14 protein-coding genes are annotated in these 14,843 nt (G+C 71.7%); 4 read left to right on the top strand and 10 right to left on the bottom strand.

The window, feature by feature from the left end; genetic code table 11:
• Positions 1–20 precede the first annotated feature (20 nt).
• Together dop and arc are read right to left on the bottom strand one after the other, a co-directional pair.
• Positions 21–1,538 (bottom strand): depupylase/deamidase Dop, encoded by a 1,518-nt coding sequence (dop, locus tag ACLQ2V_RS15295; protein WP_425719126.1) that lies wholly within the window; start codon positions 1,536–1,538, stop codon positions 21–23.
• 178 nt (positions 1,539–1,716) lie between these two features.
• Positions 1,717–3,498 (bottom strand): proteasome ATPase, encoded by a 1,782-nt coding sequence (arc, locus tag ACLQ2V_RS15290; RefSeq protein ID WP_425719125.1) that lies wholly within the window; start codon positions 3,496–3,498, stop codon positions 1,717–1,719.
• A 178-nt stretch (positions 3,499–3,676) separates the two neighbouring features.
• Here arc and ACLQ2V_RS15285 point away from each other — a divergent pair, with 178 nt between their 5' ends.
• Entirely contained in the window at positions 3,677–3,973 is a 297-nt protein-coding gene (locus tag ACLQ2V_RS15285; protein ID WP_425719124.1) for a ferredoxin, read from the top strand.
• 79 nt (positions 3,974–4,052) lie between these two features.
• Here ACLQ2V_RS15285 and ACLQ2V_RS15280 read toward each other — a convergent pair whose 3' ends face one another.
• The 4 genes from ACLQ2V_RS15280 to tnpA all read right to left on the bottom strand — a co-directional run bounded on the left by ACLQ2V_RS15280 (position 4,053) and on the right by tnpA (position 7,546).
• The gene (locus ACLQ2V_RS15280; protein ID WP_425719123.1) at positions 4,053–4,625 is read right to left on the bottom strand and encodes a hypothetical protein; all 573 of its coding nucleotides are present in this window, start codon (positions 4,623–4,625) and stop codon (positions 4,053–4,055) included.
• A gap of 136 nt (positions 4,626–4,761) precedes the next feature.
• Positions 4,762–5,778, bottom strand: a complete 1,017-nt coding sequence (locus ACLQ2V_RS15275) for a tRNA (adenine-N1)-methyltransferase (RefSeq protein ID WP_425719217.1) — start codon at positions 5,776–5,778, stop codon at positions 4,762–4,764.
• A 98-nt stretch (positions 5,779–5,876) separates the two neighbouring features.
• A complete protein-coding gene (locus tag ACLQ2V_RS15270) occupies positions 5,877–7,034 on the bottom strand; it encodes a site-2 protease family protein (protein ID WP_425719122.1) in 1,158 nt (385 codons plus the stop codon).
• A 95-nt stretch (positions 7,035–7,129) separates the two neighbouring features.
• Positions 7,130–7,546, bottom strand: coding sequence for an IS200/IS605 family transposase (gene tnpA / locus ACLQ2V_RS15265; RefSeq protein WP_425719121.1), 417 nt, complete (start codon positions 7,544–7,546; stop codon positions 7,130–7,132).
• A 22-nt stretch (positions 7,547–7,568) separates the two neighbouring features.
• Here tnpA and ACLQ2V_RS15260 point away from each other — a divergent pair, with 22 nt between their 5' ends.
• Positions 7,569–8,798, top strand: coding sequence for an RNA-guided endonuclease InsQ/TnpB family protein (locus ACLQ2V_RS15260; protein WP_425719120.1), 1,230 nt, complete (start codon positions 7,569–7,571; stop codon positions 8,796–8,798).
• Positions 8,799–8,888: 90 nt separating this feature from the next.
• Positions 8,889–9,806, top strand: a complete 918-nt coding sequence (locus ACLQ2V_RS15255) for a RecB family exonuclease (RefSeq protein WP_425719119.1) — start codon at positions 8,889–8,891, stop codon at positions 9,804–9,806.
• 53 nt (positions 9,807–9,859) lie between these two features.
• Here ACLQ2V_RS15255 and ACLQ2V_RS15250 read toward each other — a convergent pair whose 3' ends face one another.
• The 3 genes from ACLQ2V_RS15250 to ACLQ2V_RS15240 all read right to left on the bottom strand — a co-directional run bounded on the left by ACLQ2V_RS15250 (position 9,860) and on the right by ACLQ2V_RS15240 (position 12,654).
• The gene (locus tag ACLQ2V_RS15250) at positions 9,860–10,510 is read right to left on the bottom strand and encodes an HAD family hydrolase (protein ID WP_425719216.1); all 651 of its coding nucleotides are present in this window, start codon (positions 10,508–10,510) and stop codon (positions 9,860–9,862) included.
• Between the two features lie 168 nt (positions 10,511–10,678).
• A complete protein-coding gene (locus tag ACLQ2V_RS15245; RefSeq protein WP_425719118.1) occupies positions 10,679–11,434 on the bottom strand; it encodes a neutral zinc metallopeptidase in 756 nt (251 codons plus the stop codon).
• Between the two features lie 113 nt (positions 11,435–11,547).
• The gene (locus tag ACLQ2V_RS15240) at positions 11,548–12,654 is read right to left on the bottom strand and encodes a calcium:proton antiporter (protein WP_425719117.1); all 1,107 of its coding nucleotides are present in this window, start codon (positions 12,652–12,654) and stop codon (positions 11,548–11,550) included.
• 1,103 nt (positions 12,655–13,757) lie between these two features.
• Between ACLQ2V_RS15240 and ACLQ2V_RS15235 the strand changes: the two genes are divergently transcribed.
• Positions 13,758–13,901, top strand: coding sequence for a hypothetical protein (locus ACLQ2V_RS15235; RefSeq protein ID WP_425719116.1), 144 nt, complete (start codon positions 13,758–13,760; stop codon positions 13,899–13,901).
• A gap of 70 nt (positions 13,902–13,971) precedes the next feature.
• Here the strand turns inward: ACLQ2V_RS15235 and ACLQ2V_RS15230 are convergent, their stop codons facing one another.
• Entirely contained in the window at positions 13,972–14,811 is an 840-nt protein-coding gene (locus tag ACLQ2V_RS15230) for an RNA-guided endonuclease InsQ/TnpB family protein (protein ID WP_425719115.1), read from the bottom strand.
• Between the last annotated feature and the right edge of the window lie 32 nt (positions 14,812–14,843).

The following is a 14,843-nucleotide window of genomic DNA, read 5'->3' as shown; positions in this document are numbered from 1 at the left end:
GGCCCGCGTCGACCGACGCCTCAGCCGCCGGTCAGCGACTCCAGCAGGTCCTTGGCGCTGACGCACCGGTCGAACAGCGCGCCCACGTGCGCGCGGGTGCCCCGCTCCGGCTCCATCATCGGCACCCGGACCAGCGACTCGCGGCCCACGTCGAAGATGACCGAGTCCCAGCTCGCGGCCACCACCTCCGAGGCGTACTGGGCCAGGCAGCGGCCCCGGAAGTAGGCCCGGGTGTCCTCCGGCGGCTCGGTCATCGCGGTGCGGATCTGCTCCTCGGTCAGCAGCGTCTTCATCGCCCCCCGGGTCACCAGCCGGTGGTAGAGCCCCTTCTCCGGCCGCACGTCGGAGTACTGCAGGTCGACCAGTTGCAGCTTGTGCGAGCCCCAGCCGAGCTTCTCCCGCTCCCGGTAGCCCTCCAGCAGCCGCAGCTTCGCCACCCAGTCCAGCTCGTCGGCGCAGAGGAACACGTCGCGGCCGAGCCGGTCCAGGACGCTCTCCCAGCGCTCGAGCACGTCGGTGGTCTGCGCGTCGGCGTCCGTGCCGTACCGGTCGTCCACGAAGGACCGGACCCGCTCGTAGTACGCCCACTGCAGGTCCAGGGCGGTCAGTCGACGGCCGTCGCGCAGCCGCATCCGGTGCGTCAGCGACGGGTCGTGGCTGACCGCGCGCAGCTCGTTGACCGGGTCGGCGATGCCCAGGTCGGGGCCGAGCGCCTTCTCCTCGATCATGGTGAGGATCAGCGCGGTGGTGCCGACCTTGAGGTAGGTCGAGATCTCCGAGAGGTTGGCGTCCCCGATGATCACGTGCAGCCGGCGGTACTTGTCGGCGTCGGCGTGCGGCTCGTCGCGGGTGTTGATGATCGGTCGCTTGAGGGTGGTCTCCAGGCCGACCTCGACCTCGAAGAAGTCCGCGCGCTGGGAGATCTGGAAGCCGCTGGCCGCGCCGTCCTGGCCGATGCCGACCCGGCCCGCGCCGCAGACGATCTGCCGGGTCACGAAGAACGGCGTCAGGTACGCGACGATGTCGGCGAACGGCGTCTGCCGCCGCATCAGGTAGTTCTCGTGCGCGCCGTAGCTGGCGCCCTTGTTGTCGGTGTTGTTCTTGTACAGGTGGATGGGGTGGGTGCCCGGGATGGTCGCCGCCCGGCGGGACGCCTCGGCCATCACCCGCTCACCGGCCTTGTCCCAGCGCACCACGTCCAGCGGGGTGGTGACCTCCGGAGTGGAGTATTCCGGGTGGGCGTGGTCGACGTAGAGCCGCGCGCCGTTGGTCAGTATGACGTTGGCCAGGCCCAGGTCCTCGTCGGCGAGGGCCTCGGCGGGGTCGTAGACGGCGCCGGAGTAGGTGAAGCCCCGGGCGTCGCGCAGCGGCGACTCCTCCTCGTAGTCCCAGCGGGCCCGGCCGCCCCGGTTGAGCTCGGGGCGTGCCCCGTAGGCGTTGACCACCTGGGAGGAGGTGACCATCGGGTTGGCCCCGGCCTGGCCGGGGACGGAGATGCCGTACTCGATCTCGGTGCCCATGATCCGTCTTACGCTCATCGACCTACCCGCTTCGCTCGCCGACCCGGTCCCCCGTCACGTCGAGCGTAGTCCGCGTCACGCGGTGCGGGGGTGTGGCGGGCGGGCCGCGTGGCGGTGTCGTCCCGGGACGGTCGGCGGCGGCGGGAGCCGACGGGCCCGCGACGAGGTGCGTCGCGGGCCCGGTGGCGTGCCCGGTCTACAGGTACTGACCGGTGTTGCTGGCGGTTTCGATCGACCGGCCGGCCTCGGTGCCCTTGCCGCCGGAGACGAGCGTGCGGATGTAGACGATCCGCTCGCCCTTCTTGCCGGAGATGCGGGCCCAGTCGTCCGGGTTGGTGGTGTTGGGCAGGTCCTCGTTCTCGCGGAACTCGTCGACGCAGGCGTCGAGGAGGTGCTGCAGGCGCAGGCCCTTGCGGCCGGAGGTGAGGAACTCCTTGATCGCCATCTTCTTGCCCCGGTCGACGATGTTCTGGATCATCGCGCCGGAGTTGAAGTCCTTGAAGTAGAGGACTTCCTTGTCGCCGTTGGCGTAGGTGACCTCGAGGAAGCGGTTCTCCTCGGTCTCGGAGTACATCCGCAGCACCACGGCGTCGATCATGGCGGCGACGGTCGCCTGCGGGTCGCTGCCGTGTTCGGCCAGGTCGTCGGGGTGCAGGGGCAGCCCGGCGAGGATGTACTTCGAGAAGATGTCCTTGGCCGCCTCGGCGTCCGGACGCTCGATCTTGATCTTTACGTCGAGCCGGCCGGGGCGCAGGATGGCCGGGTCGATCATGTCCTCGCGGTTGGAGGCGCCGATGACGATGACGTTCTCCAGCCCCTCCACGCCGTCGATCTCGCTGAGCAGCTGGGGGACGATCGTGTTCTCCACGTCGGAGGAGACGCCGGAGCCACGGGTACGGAAGATCGAGTCCATCTCGTCGAAGAACACGATCACCGGCGTGCCCTCGCCGGCCTTCTCCCGGGCCCGCTGGAAGATCAACCGGATGTGCCGCTCGGTCTCGCCGACGTACTTGTTGAGCAGCTCCGGGCCCTTGATGTTGAGGAAGAAGCTGGTGTGCCGCTCCTTGCCCAACCGCTCGGCGATCTTCTTGGCCAACGAGTTGGCCACGGCCTTGGCGATGAGCGTCTTGCCGCAGCCCGGTGGCCCGTAGAGCAGGATGCCCTTGGGCGGCCGGAGCTGGTGCTCACGGAACAGATCGGCGTGCAGGAAGGGCAGCTCCACCGCGTCGCGGATCTGCTCGATCTGCGACTGGAGGCCACCGATGTCGGTGTAGTCGACGTCGGGCACCTCCTCCAGGACCAGCTCCTCGACCTCGCTCTTCGGGATCCGCTCGTACGCGTACGCCGAGCGGGGCTCGATCATGAGCGAGTCGCCGGCCCGGATCGGCGAACCGATCAGGGTCTCGGCGAGGTGCACGATCCGCTCCTCGTCGGAGTGGGACACCACCAGCGCCCGGTCACCCGGTGCGCCGTCGGGACCCGCCAGGATCTCCTTGAGCATCACCACCTCGCCGACCCGCTCGAAGCCGAACGCGTCGACGATGTTGAGTGCGTCGTTGAGCAGGACCTCCTGGCCACGCCGCAGCTCTGCGACGTCCAGCGAGGGTGAAACGGCGACCCGGAGCTTGCGCCCCCCGGTGAACACGTCCACCGTGCCGTCCTCGTGCGCCGCCAGGAAGACACCGTAGCCACTCGGCGGTTGCGCGAGCCGGTCGATCTCCTCCTTGAGCGTCACGATCTGCGCGCGGGCCTCCTTGAGAGTGCTCACGAGCCGTTCGTTGTTCTCGGTCAGCCGCGCCAACTGTGCCTGGGTGGCCGCCAGCCGCTCTTCGAGCTGCCGGACGTGTCGGGGGCTTTCGGTCAACTTGCGCCGCACCAGGGCGAGTTCCTCTTGGAGGAATGCGACCTGCGTGGAGAGATCGTGGGCCTCCTTCTCCCACCGTGCGGCGCGCGAGTCCGCGTCGTCGCTGCGTGCCACGTCCCACCTCCCCGGGGGGCTTGAACGTTCTGCCCTAACACTAGCCGCTATGAGGCCGATTCGGTCCCACGCAACACCCTCGTCACTGAAGCTTGATCGCCACGGGTGGCCGCAGGGGCAGGTCCGGGCGTTCGGGTACCGTCGTGGGGTCGGGCGGGAGAACATGGGGGGTGCGGCGATGGCCGAGGTCACGACGGACGAGTTGCACGTCTGGGTGGATCAGGACCTCTGCACGGGCGACGGCCTGTGCGTGCAGTACGCGCCGGAGGTCTTCGAGTTCGACGTCGACGGCCTGGCGTACGTCAAGGGCGCCGACGGCGAGCTGCGGCTCGCCCCGGGCAGCCGGGTGGAGGTGCCCGAGCACCTGCGCCTGGAGGTGATCGACTCGGCGAAGGAGTGCCCGGGCGAGTGCATCCACGTGGTGCGCGGCAGCGACGGCGCGGCCGTCGCCGGCCCGGACGCCGAGGACGACTGACCGCCCAGCGGGGCGGCGCAGGACGACCGGCCACCCGGCCCGGACGCCGAGGACGACCGACCGCCCGGCGGGGCGGCGCTCAGAGCAGCGGTCGGCCGACGACCGAGGCGACCAGCCGGGCGAACTCCTCCAACCGGGCGATCTGCCCGGCCCCGCCGTCGTCGATGGTCTTGCCGAAGCGCAGCGCGTCGTGCCGGGGCGTCCCGGCGATCTCGTCGCCCGGCGGGGCCTCGTCCAACGAGGTCAGCAACAGGTAGACGTCGATGCTGTCGACCCGGATGCCGCCGTCGTCGGCCCGGGTGAGCCGCCGTCGGCAGCCCACCTCGGTGACGCTGGAGACCGGCACGACCCGCAGCGACGACGTCATCGACCCCGGCGGCCCCTCCCCCGGCGGCACGTCCTCGCCGTGCCAGAGCACGAGCCGGCTGCCGTCGCAGACCGCCACCTCCTGCCACACCCCGTTGACCTCGTTGACGAAGCGTTCCAGGGTGAAGCCGAGCACGGACGCGCCGCGCAGCACCCCGCCGAGGGCCTCCAGGGCGACGTCGGGGTCGCGCAGGTAGGCGCGCGCCGCCGACTCCAGGTCGGTGTAGGGCGACCAGTCCGGGAAGACCGCCGGCACGTCCTGACCGCCGAATCCGGGCTGGCTCACGCGGCCTCCCCCCACCCGCCGGAACGGGCCGTCCACTCGCCCCGGCCGCCGGCCGACGAGCCCGCGGCAACGGTGGGACGACCCGCACCCGCCCCGCTCGGCCGCCCGTACCCGCCCCACGGGTTCTGCTGTCCGGTCACCGCGCCTCCCGCTCCCCGGTGGCCTCCGGCGGCACCTCGGCGGCGGCGACGGGCGGCACCTCCGCGGCCATCGGCGGGGCCACGGCTGCGGCGGCCTCGGGCGGGGTCGCGGCGGCCTGCCGGGCCGCCTCGACCTGGCGCAGCGCCTCGCGCCGCTCCGCGTACGCCTCGGCGCCCTTGCTGGGCTTGCGCCGCCTCGGCGGGGCGGTGACGCCGGGGGCGAGCTTGCGGGCCGAGACCAGGAACGCGGTGTGCGCGATCATCCGGTGGTCGGGGCGCACGGCCAACCCCTCGGCGTGCCAGTCGCGCACCAGTGACTCCCAGGCCCTGGGCTCGGTCCAGCCGCCGCGCTCGCGCAGCGCCTCCACCAGCTCGGAGAGCTGGGGGGTGGTCGCCACGTAGCCGATGAAGACCCCGCCGGGCAGCAGCGCCCGCTCGACCATGTCGAGGGTCTCCCAGGGGGTCAGCATGTCCAGGATGATCCGGTCGAAGCCGGTCTCGGGGCACCCGGCCACGTCGCCGACGTGCAGCTGCCACGCCGGGTGGGGGCCGCCGAAGAACGCCTCGACGTTGCGCCGGGCGATCTGGGCGAAGTCGTCGCGGACCTCGTAGGAGTGCAGCTCACCGCCGGTGCCCACGGCCCGCAGCAACGAGCAGCTCAGCGCGCCCGAGCCGGCGCCGGCCTCCAGCACCTTCGCGCCGGGGAAGATGTCGCCCATGGCGACGATCTGCGCCGAGTCCTTCGGGTAGATCACCTGGGCGCCGCGCGGCATGGAGAGCACGTAGTCCGACAGCAGCGGGCGCAGCGCGAGGAACGCGGTCCCGCCGCCGGAGGTGGTCACGACGCTGCCGTCGGGCAGCCCGATCAGCGCGTCGTGCTCCAGGATGCCCCGGTGGGTGTGGAAGGCCTTGCCGTGCTCCAGGGTGACCGTGTGCATCCGCCCCTTCGGGTCGGTCAGTTGCACCCGGTCGCCGGGGCGGAACGGCCCCCTGCGCTGGCTCGGGCCCGGCACCTCGGACGCCGCGCCGGGGTCGTGCGCCGGCGGCGTGGGCGGGGTGTCGGCGGGCGTCGGGGTCTCGACGTCGGCCGGGAGGGCGGGGGGTTGTGCGGTCACGTGTTCATCTTCCGTTTGGGTTCCAGGAGCTGCGCCAGATCCGCGATGTGCAGAACGCCGACGACATCTTCGCCTGCCGTCACCACGTACTGCGCGCCCGGGTGGGTCTGCACGGCCGCCATCACCCGTTCGCCGTCGAGGCCGACGGGCAGGGCGGGCAGCCCGGCCAGGGACCGCGACACCGCGTCGACGGCGATCCAGGGCCGCCGCGCCGGCGGCACGGCGTCGGCGGCCACCGGGTCGAGCAGGGCGACCGGCCGCCCGGCGCCGTCGGTGACGGTGATGGCCGCGTCGGGTCGGGCCCCCTCGGCCCGGCGGCGCTGCGCCTCGGCCAGCGGGGTGCCGGTGGGCACCGCCAGCACCGGGCGGGCCAGCCGGCGCAGGTCGATCAGCGGGATCCGGCGGCTGATCCGGGCCAGCCGCACCGACTGCCCGGCGCCGCGCCACAGGGTGAGCGCGACCAGCAGCATCAGCGGCAGCGCCAGGGGCGCCAGCACCCCGTAGGTGGTCAGGACGACGACGGCCACGGCGGTGCCGCCGGCGACGGCCCGGCCGACCCAGCCGGCGACCTCGGTGCCGGTGTGCCGGTCGCGGGTCACCGCCCACACGGCGGCGCGCAGCGCCCGGCCGCCGTCCAGCGGCAGGCCGGGCAGGGAGTTGAACACCGCCACGATGACGTTGCTCACCGCGAGCTGGAAGGCGAGCTGGTGGGCCAGGGTGCCGGCGGGCAGCGCCCAGGTGACGGCGACGGCCGCCGCCCCGAGCAGCGCGGAGACCGCCGGGCCGGCCAGCGACACCAACAGGTCGACCTTGGGGCTGGGCGCGTCGCGGTCCATCTCGGTGTAACCGCCGAGCAGCTCCAGGGTGATTCCCCGGACACCGATGCCGTAGCGGCGGGCGGTGAGGGCGTGCCCGAGCTCGTGCAGCAGCACCGAGCCGAGCAGCGACACGACGAACCCGAAGCCGATCAGGTAGCCGCCGACCTGGGAGAGCTCGAGCTGGCGGCGGGCGAACTCGGCGTACATGACGGTGACGAGGACGGTGAGCAGCAGCATCGTCGCGTCGAGGTGCAGGGGCACCCCGAAGACCCGACCGACGGTGAGCCCGGCGCGCCGCCGTGGTCGCTGCGGCGGCCCGCTCTGCTGCTGTTCCATCGCCCCGATGCTACCGGGATGCGGGCCAGTGCTCCGGCCTTCAGGCCGGGGGTGAAGGCCCGTGCTGTGCGGGCCGTCAAGGCCCGAGCAGTGCCTTAGACCGGGCGGTTCTGCTGCGCGATGTACTGACGCACGATACTCAGCGGTGCCCCGCCGACGGAGCCCGCGAAGTACGAGCCTGACCACAGTTTGTTGGCCCGGTAGTAGTGGCGCGCGAGGTCGGGGAACTCCTGCCGCAGGCGGCGCGAGGAGACCCCCTTGAGGCTGTTGACCAGCTTGGCGGGGGCGACTTTCGGCGGGAAGTTGACGAGCAGGTGGACGTGGTTGTCCTCGCCGTTGAACTCGACCAACTCGGTCTCGAAGTCGGCGCACACCGCCCGCATGATTTCCTCCATCCGGGCGAGGTGCCGGTCATCGAACACCTGGTGTCGGAATTTCGTCACGAAGACCAAGTGGGCGTGCAGAGCGAAAACGCAGTGCCTACCGGTGCGGATTCCTTCAAGTTTAGACATAGACCAATGGTATTGTGTGGGGGTGCAGCTGCGGTACAACTACCGGCTTTACCCGGACTCCGGCCAGCAGGCTTCGCTGGCGAGGGCGTTCGGGTGCGCGCGGGTGGTGTTCAACGACGGGTTGCGCGCACGGCAGGAAGCCCGCGAGCAGGGGCTGGCGTACATCTCCGACGGGGAGTTGTCCCGCCGCCTGATCACCGAGGCCAAGCAGACCCCGCAACGGGCGTGGCTCGGCGAGGTGTCGGCGGTGGTGCTGCAACAGGCCCTCGCCGACCTGAACACCGCCTACCGCAACTTCTTCGCCTCAATCACCGGCAAGCGCAAGGGCCGCAGGGTGGCACCGCCCCGGTTCCGGTCTCGTAAGGACAACCGGCAGGCGGTCCGGTTCACGAAGAACTCCCGGTTCGCGGTGTTGGACAACGGCCGGTTGCGGCTGCCGAAGGTCGGGGATGTGCCGGTGCGGTGGTCCAGGGCGCTTCCCTCGGTCCCGTCGAGCGTGACGGTGATCCGGGATGCGGCGGGCCGGTACTTCGCCTCGTTCGTCGTGCAGGCCACCGACGCACCCCTACCGCCGGTCGACTCCGAGGTGGGTATCGACCTGGGGTTGACGCACTTCGCGGTCCTCTCGGACGGCACGAAGGTGGCCGCCCCGAAGTTCCTGCGCCGGGCGGCCCGCAAGCTGCGCCGGTTGCAGCAGGATCTCGCGCGCAAACAGCGCGGGAGCCGGAACCGGAAGAAGGCCGTCGTGAAGGTCGCCAGGGCACACGCCCGGGTGGCCGACACCCGGCGGGACTGGCAGCACAAACTGTCCACCACGATCATCCGCGACAACCAAGCGGTGTACGTCGAGGACCTGTGCGTGACCGGTCTCGGCCGGACCCGGCTGGCCAGGTCGGTGCACGACGCCGGCTGGTCGCAGTTCGTGGCGATGTTGGAGTACAAGGCGGCCCGGTATGGGCGCACGTTCGGACGTGTGGACCGTTGGTTCCCGTCGACCCGGATGTGCTCCGACTGCGGCCGGGTCAACGACAAGATGACCCTCGACGTCCGATCGTGGGACTGCCCGTGCGGCAGCCACCACGACCGGGACGTCAACGCCGCCAGGAACATCAGGGCCGCCGGACGGGCGGACCTCAACGACCGTGGAGCGCAGGTAAGACCGGGACCCGTGCCGGCACCGCGCCGTGAAGCGGTAACCCACCCGGACGTTGCGTGTTCCACGCGCAGCGTGGAGGGAATCTCCGCCCTTTAGGGCGGAGAGGATGTCAAGGACCCTGCGGCGACGCCGACTGCGCGGAGCGGCGAGTGCGGGTTGTCGGACCGGTGGCCTAACCTTCCGGGCATGACGGCGGAACCGCAGATCGACCAGCAGCAGGCGCAGAGTTCGGCGGGGGTGCCGGCCACCGTCCGGGCGTCACTGTCGCCGTCGCGGGCGGCCGACTTCAAGACCTGCCCGTTGCTCTACCGGTTCCGCAGCATCGACCGGCTGCCCGAGCGGCCCAGCATGGAGCAGGCCCGGGGCACGCTGGTGCATGCGGTGCTGGAGCGGTTGTTCGACCTGCCGGCGGGGGGGCGCACCCCGGAGGCGGCCGGCGACCTGGTGGCCCCGCAGTGGGATCGGCTGGTCACCGAGCAGCCGGAGCTGGCCGCCCTCTTCGACGCCGACGACCCGGCCGGCACGGGTGAGTTCCTGCGCTCGGCGGCCGGGCTGCTGGAGGGCTACTTCGCGGTGGAGGACCCGCGCCGGTTGGAGCCCGCCGAGCGGGAGGCGTTGATCTCCGCCGTGGTCGACGACGAGCTGCTGATCCGGGGCTATCTCGACCGGCTGGACGTGGCGCCGGACGGCGCGCTGCGGGTGGTCGACTACAAGACCGGCGGTGCCCCCCGGGAGGCGTTCGAGGCCCGGGCGCTGTTCCAGCTCAAGTTCTACGCGCTGGTGCTGTGGCGCACCCGGGGCGTGGTGCCCCGGGTGCTGCGGCTGCTCTACCTCAAGGACGCGCAGGTCTGCGACTACGCCCCCGACGCCGAGGAGCTGCTGCGCTTCGAGCGCACGGTGGTGGCGCTGTGGCAGGCGATCGAGGCGGCCACCGCCCGGCAGGACTTCCGGCCCCGCCCGAGCCGGCTCTGCGACTGGTGCAACCACCAGGCGCTCTGCCCCACCTTCGGCGGCACCCCGCCGCCGTTCCCGGTCGCGGCCGCACCGGCCGACCCGCTGGTCGACGCCCGCTCCCGGCCCGCCCGCCCCGGCGCGGACGAGTGACCCGCCGCTGACCCGGGCCACCCACGCGCAGCGCCCCGCCCGCGGCCGGGCGGTCAGTCCGGTGGCGGCTCGCCGAGCAGGGCCGCCAGCAGCTCCAGGTCGACCCCGGTCAGGCTCTCCAACTGGTGTACGCCGTCCGTCGGCGCGATCGGCAGCTCCGCCGGCACGGCCAGCACGGCTGCCCCGGAGGCCAGGGCGCTGGCCACCCCCGTCGGGGAGTCCTCGATCGCCACGCAGCGCTCGATCGGCACCCCGAGCAGCCGGGCGGCGGTCAGGTACGGCTCCGGGTGCGGCTTGGTCGCCCCCACCTCGTCGCCGCAGACGATCACGTCGAAGCTCTCCCGCCCCAGGGTGTCCAGCGCCACCTCGACCACCGAGCGCAGGCTGGAGGTGACCAGGGCGGTCGGGATGCCGGCCGCGCGGACCGCCCGCAGCAGCGTCACCGCCCCCGGGCGCATCGGCACCTCGGTGCGGAACAGCTCCAGGATCCGGGCGTCGATCCACTTCGCGCTGGCGACCGGGTCGCGGTGCGGTTGGCCGAGGTCGTCGTGCAGGATCCGCATCGAGTCGGCCATGCTGGTGCCGATGATGGCCCGGCGGGCGGCCTCGGAGAGGGTGCCGCCGTACTCCACCGCCAGCTCGCGCAGGGCGATGGTCCAGAGTCCCTCGCTGTCGATCAGGGTGCCGTCCATGTCGAAGAGCACGGCGGCGGGATGTTGGCTGCTCAGCGGGTCCTCCAGAGGGGTCACGGGGTCGGCGCGATTGTCTCAGCGCCCGGCGTGCCCGCGACGCCCGGACCCGGCCGGGGTGACCTCGACGACCTCCGCCCGGGCGGGCGCGGCACCCCCGGTCGGCCCGGGTCGCCGGCGGCGTCACCCCAGGTTGCAGGCCGCCAGGCCGGACTCGTAGCCCCGGAAGAAGTAGTCGGTGCGCTGCTCGGCGGTGCCGTGCGCCCCCTCGGCGAACCACGGCTGGTCGGGGTCGTCGCCCACGGCCAGCAGCCCTTCGCGGAACTCCTCCAGGTCGCCCTCTTCCAGGGTCAGCTGCTGCGCCTTGATCGACCCGCCGAGGTACGCCCCGGCCATGCAGTCGGCCTGCAACTCCTGCTGGATGGTGAAGTTGTAGCGGATGCCCAGGCGCACCTGCACGCCGTGGGCGTACTCGTGGCCGAGCAGGTAGAACAGGAACGCGTCGCCGACCTGCCGGAACGCCGCCACCGACCAGTTGACGTCGTAGGCGATGAAGTCGCCCGCCGAGCAGTACACGGCGTTGTTGCGCGGCAGCGCCTGCTCACCGCAGGAGACCTCGCCCTCCCGCTGGTACGGCACGACCCGCCGGATCGGTTGGAACTTGCGGCCGGAGGAGCGGAACTGCGCCTCCCAGTAGAGCTCGGCCTTCTCCACCGCGACGGCGAAGTCCTCCTTGAACTCGTCGACGCTGGTGGAGCCGTCGGCGCGGGTGCGATCCGCGCCGGGTGGGGCGGCGGAGCGCTGGGGCTGCCCGGGGCCGGGCTGCTCCGGTCCGCTCTCGTCGACGCCGCCGCCGACCATGCAGCCGGCGACCAGCACCAACGCCGCGACGAAGCCGGCCAGCGGCCCTCGCGACCGACGTCCCCAGCGTGCCGTCACAGTCGCCCTCCCCGGCTCGTCCCTGACCGGCCCAGTACCCCGGACCTCCGTCGATCATGCCGGCCATCGGCTCCCCGTTGATCATCCTTTTGGTCGGCGTCCCCGCAAGCAGATCAGGGACTGGCGGCGAGGAAGACGAAGGCGGCGAGCAGGACCAGGTGCACGCCGCCCTGCAACAGCGTCGCCCGGCCCGGCACCACGGTCAGCACGCTCGTGACCATCGTCAGCGCCAGCAGCGCCAACTGGGTGCCGCCCAGCCCCAGCAGCAGCGGCCCGTCGAGCCAGATCGACGCCACGGCGATCGCCGGGATGGTCAGGCCGATGCTGGCCATCGCCGAACCGAGAGCCAGGTTCAGGCTGATCTGCACCCGGTCCCGGCGGGCGGCGCGGGCCGCCGCCAGGGTCTCGGGCAGCAGCACCAGCAGCGCGATGACCACACCGACGAACGCCTGCGGCAGGTTGGCCGCGGCCACCCCGGACTCGATGGCCGGTGACACCATCTTCGCCAGGCCGACCACGGCGATCAGCGCCACCAGCAGCAACGCCAGGCTGATCAGGGCGGCGCTCTTCGGCGGCGGGTCGGCGTGCCCGTCGCCGTCGGCGTCGACCACGGTCCCGTCGGCGGTGACCGGGAGGAAGTAGTCCCGGTGCCGGCCGGTCTGCACCAGCACGAACAGCCCGTACAGGGCCAGCGAGGCCACGGCCGCGAAGGCCAGCTGCGGCGGGGAGAACTCCGGGCCGGGACGACTGGTGGTGAAGGTCGGCACGACGAGGCTGAGGGTGGCCAGGGTGGCCACGGTCGCCAGCGCCCCGCCGGTGCCCTCGGGGTTGAACACCGCCACCCCCCGGCGCAGCGCGCCGAGCAGCAGGGACAACCCGAGGATGCCGTTACAGGTGATCATGACGGCGGCGAAGACGGTGTCCCGGGCCAGCGACTGCGTCTTCTCCCCGCCGCTGATCATCAGCGTCACGATCAGGGCCACCTCGATGACCGTGACCGCCACGGCGAGCACCAGCGAACCGAACGGCTCGCCCACCCGGTGGGCGACCACCTCCGCGTGGTGCACCGCCGCCAGCACCGCCCCCGCCAGGAAGACCGCCACGACCACCACTGCCAGCGCGGGAAGCTCCCGCCCCCAGCACGCCGCGAGGAGCACCACAGCGAGCAGCGGTACGACGAGGGTCCAGTCGGTGACACGGGAGCGGAGGAGGGCGACCATGACGACAACCCTGCCAGAAAGCGTGATCATCGCCCACCTGGCGGCGTGTCGTCACCGTTCATCAGCGCAGCTCGGAGCCCATGCTCCCCATGGCGGTGTCCCTTGCGCCCCCTGACGACGCTGGCGGCGGGCGACGTCAGGGGGCGGGGAGTTGCCGCCGGAACCGGACGGGTCAGGCAATGGCCGCTTCGGTGGCCACCGTAGCCGTGTTGGCCACCTGAGCTGCCCGAACGCCAGCCTCGGTCGGCACCCGTTGGTCACCCCCGGTGGACGGCACCCGGCGGTGTCCGACCTGCTCCGGAGCCGCCAATGTCAGCTGTTTCCGCCGATGTAGCCGCGCCTCCAGGCCGTCATGAATCGGGCAAAGGTAATCGGCCGAGCCGACCACAGGTAGACCACCATGAGTGCCAGGCCCCCACCGCCTGCCGTAAGGAGCACCCAACGGGGCAGTTCCTTCGACACCGGGGCCGGCGCGCACCTGGCGGGCGTGTAGTCAACGACCATCCTCGCGTCCAGCGGTGGGAGACGCTCTCCTGGAAACGCCGCCCGGTCGATGCTGCAAAGAGCCGGTCCGTCACGTTCTTCGACCCGCAGCAGCACTGAAGCACCCCGACCACTCGAGCCGGGCTCAACAGCAACCACTGTGGCGGGGACCAGCTCGCCAACCGGCGGTGGCGGCCCCAAGTCGGCAAACAGACCAGCGAGAAGGAGCCCAAGAGACCCGACCACACCCGCGATCGTCGACCGGGGCCAGACCGGCAGGCGCGACGCCCGCCGCCGAGCGCGGCCGGAGAGAGGCATGCCAGCAGGCTAGCGTGCGCCTCGCGGCAGATCCACGCACCAGGTCTCAGCCAAGCCAGGAATCGACCGCGTGTACGTGTGGCCGCACGTCAGGTCCGTCGAGTCAACGCACATGGGCTACTTCGGTCTGGATCAACGCCTGAAGGTGGCCGCTGAGCAGCCGATGTCCATGCGTCCGCCCGGGTGAGGGCTCACCCTCGACGAAGGTAATCTGCTCCACGCACCGCTCGTGGTGGTGGTCGAGGTGACGATCGCCGCCACCACGACCTTGTCGATACCGGCTCGGCCCGTACGATCGCGGCGTGAGTCAAGTCGAGTCGCCCTGTCGCTGCATCCTCTGCCACGACTACGGCGACCCGCAAGATCGGCACCCGTTGGAGCTGACCACGATCGCTCACATCCAGCAGCACGGCTGGAGCGTCATGACGATCGTTGCTACGTCCTGAAATGCGACTGGGCGGCGGTTGGCTGGCGGGCGGGTTGGCCGCGGGGTTGGGAGGGCTGACAGGCTGGGCCTCAGCTGACGCGGGCGGTTCGGTCGAACGCGCCCCCACCGCCGTTCTCATCATGGCCGCCGGCCTCGGTGGCGCAGCCCTGACGATCGGCATTCTCCTGGGTCTGAGCAAACGGCCGACCTGGTGGGCAGCGCTTGCGCTGCTTCCCCTGCCGCTCCTCGCCGGTGTCGAAGAACGCCGTCAGGTATGCGCGCCCGCACCTGGCGGCCTTGTACTCCACCATGGCGGTGAAGCTGGCCCACCCGGCGTCGCGCACGCTCTTGGCGAGCCGGGTCCGACCGAGACCGCTCACGCACAGGTCCTCGACACACACCGCTTGGTTGTCGCGGATGATCACCGTGGACAGTTTGTGCTGCCAGTCCCGCCGGGTGTCCGCCACCCGCGCATGAGCGCAAGCGACCTTCACGACGGCCTTCTTCCCGTTCTGGCTCCCGCGCTGCTTACGCGCGAGGTCCTGCTGCAACCGGCGCAGCTTGCGGGCCGCCCGGCGCAGGAACTTCGGGGCCGCCACCTTCCTGCCGTCCGAGAGGACCGCGAAGTGCGTCAGCCCCAGGTCGATGCCCACTTCGGAGTCGACCGGCGGTAGGGGTGCGTCGGTGCTCTGCACGACGAACGAGGCGAAGTACCGGCCCGCCGCATCCCTGATCACCGTCACGCTCGACGGGTCCGAGGGGAGCGCCCTGGACCAGCGCACCAGCACGTCGCCGACCTTCGGCAGCCGCAACCGGAACCGGGACGGTGCCACCTTGCGGCCCTTGCGCTTGCCGGACAGGGAGTTGAAGAAGTTGCGGTAGGCCGTTGACGTCCTCGTCGGTTTTCTGCGCGTCGTCCACCGACCCATCCTGCCGCACGATGCGACTCCGAGTCGATCAT

Source organism: Micromonospora sp. DT233 (assembly GCF_049841815.1).
GTDB lineage: Bacteria > Actinomycetota > Actinomycetes > Mycobacteriales > Micromonosporaceae > Micromonospora.
This window is presented reverse-complemented; position numbering and strand designations above follow the sequence as displayed.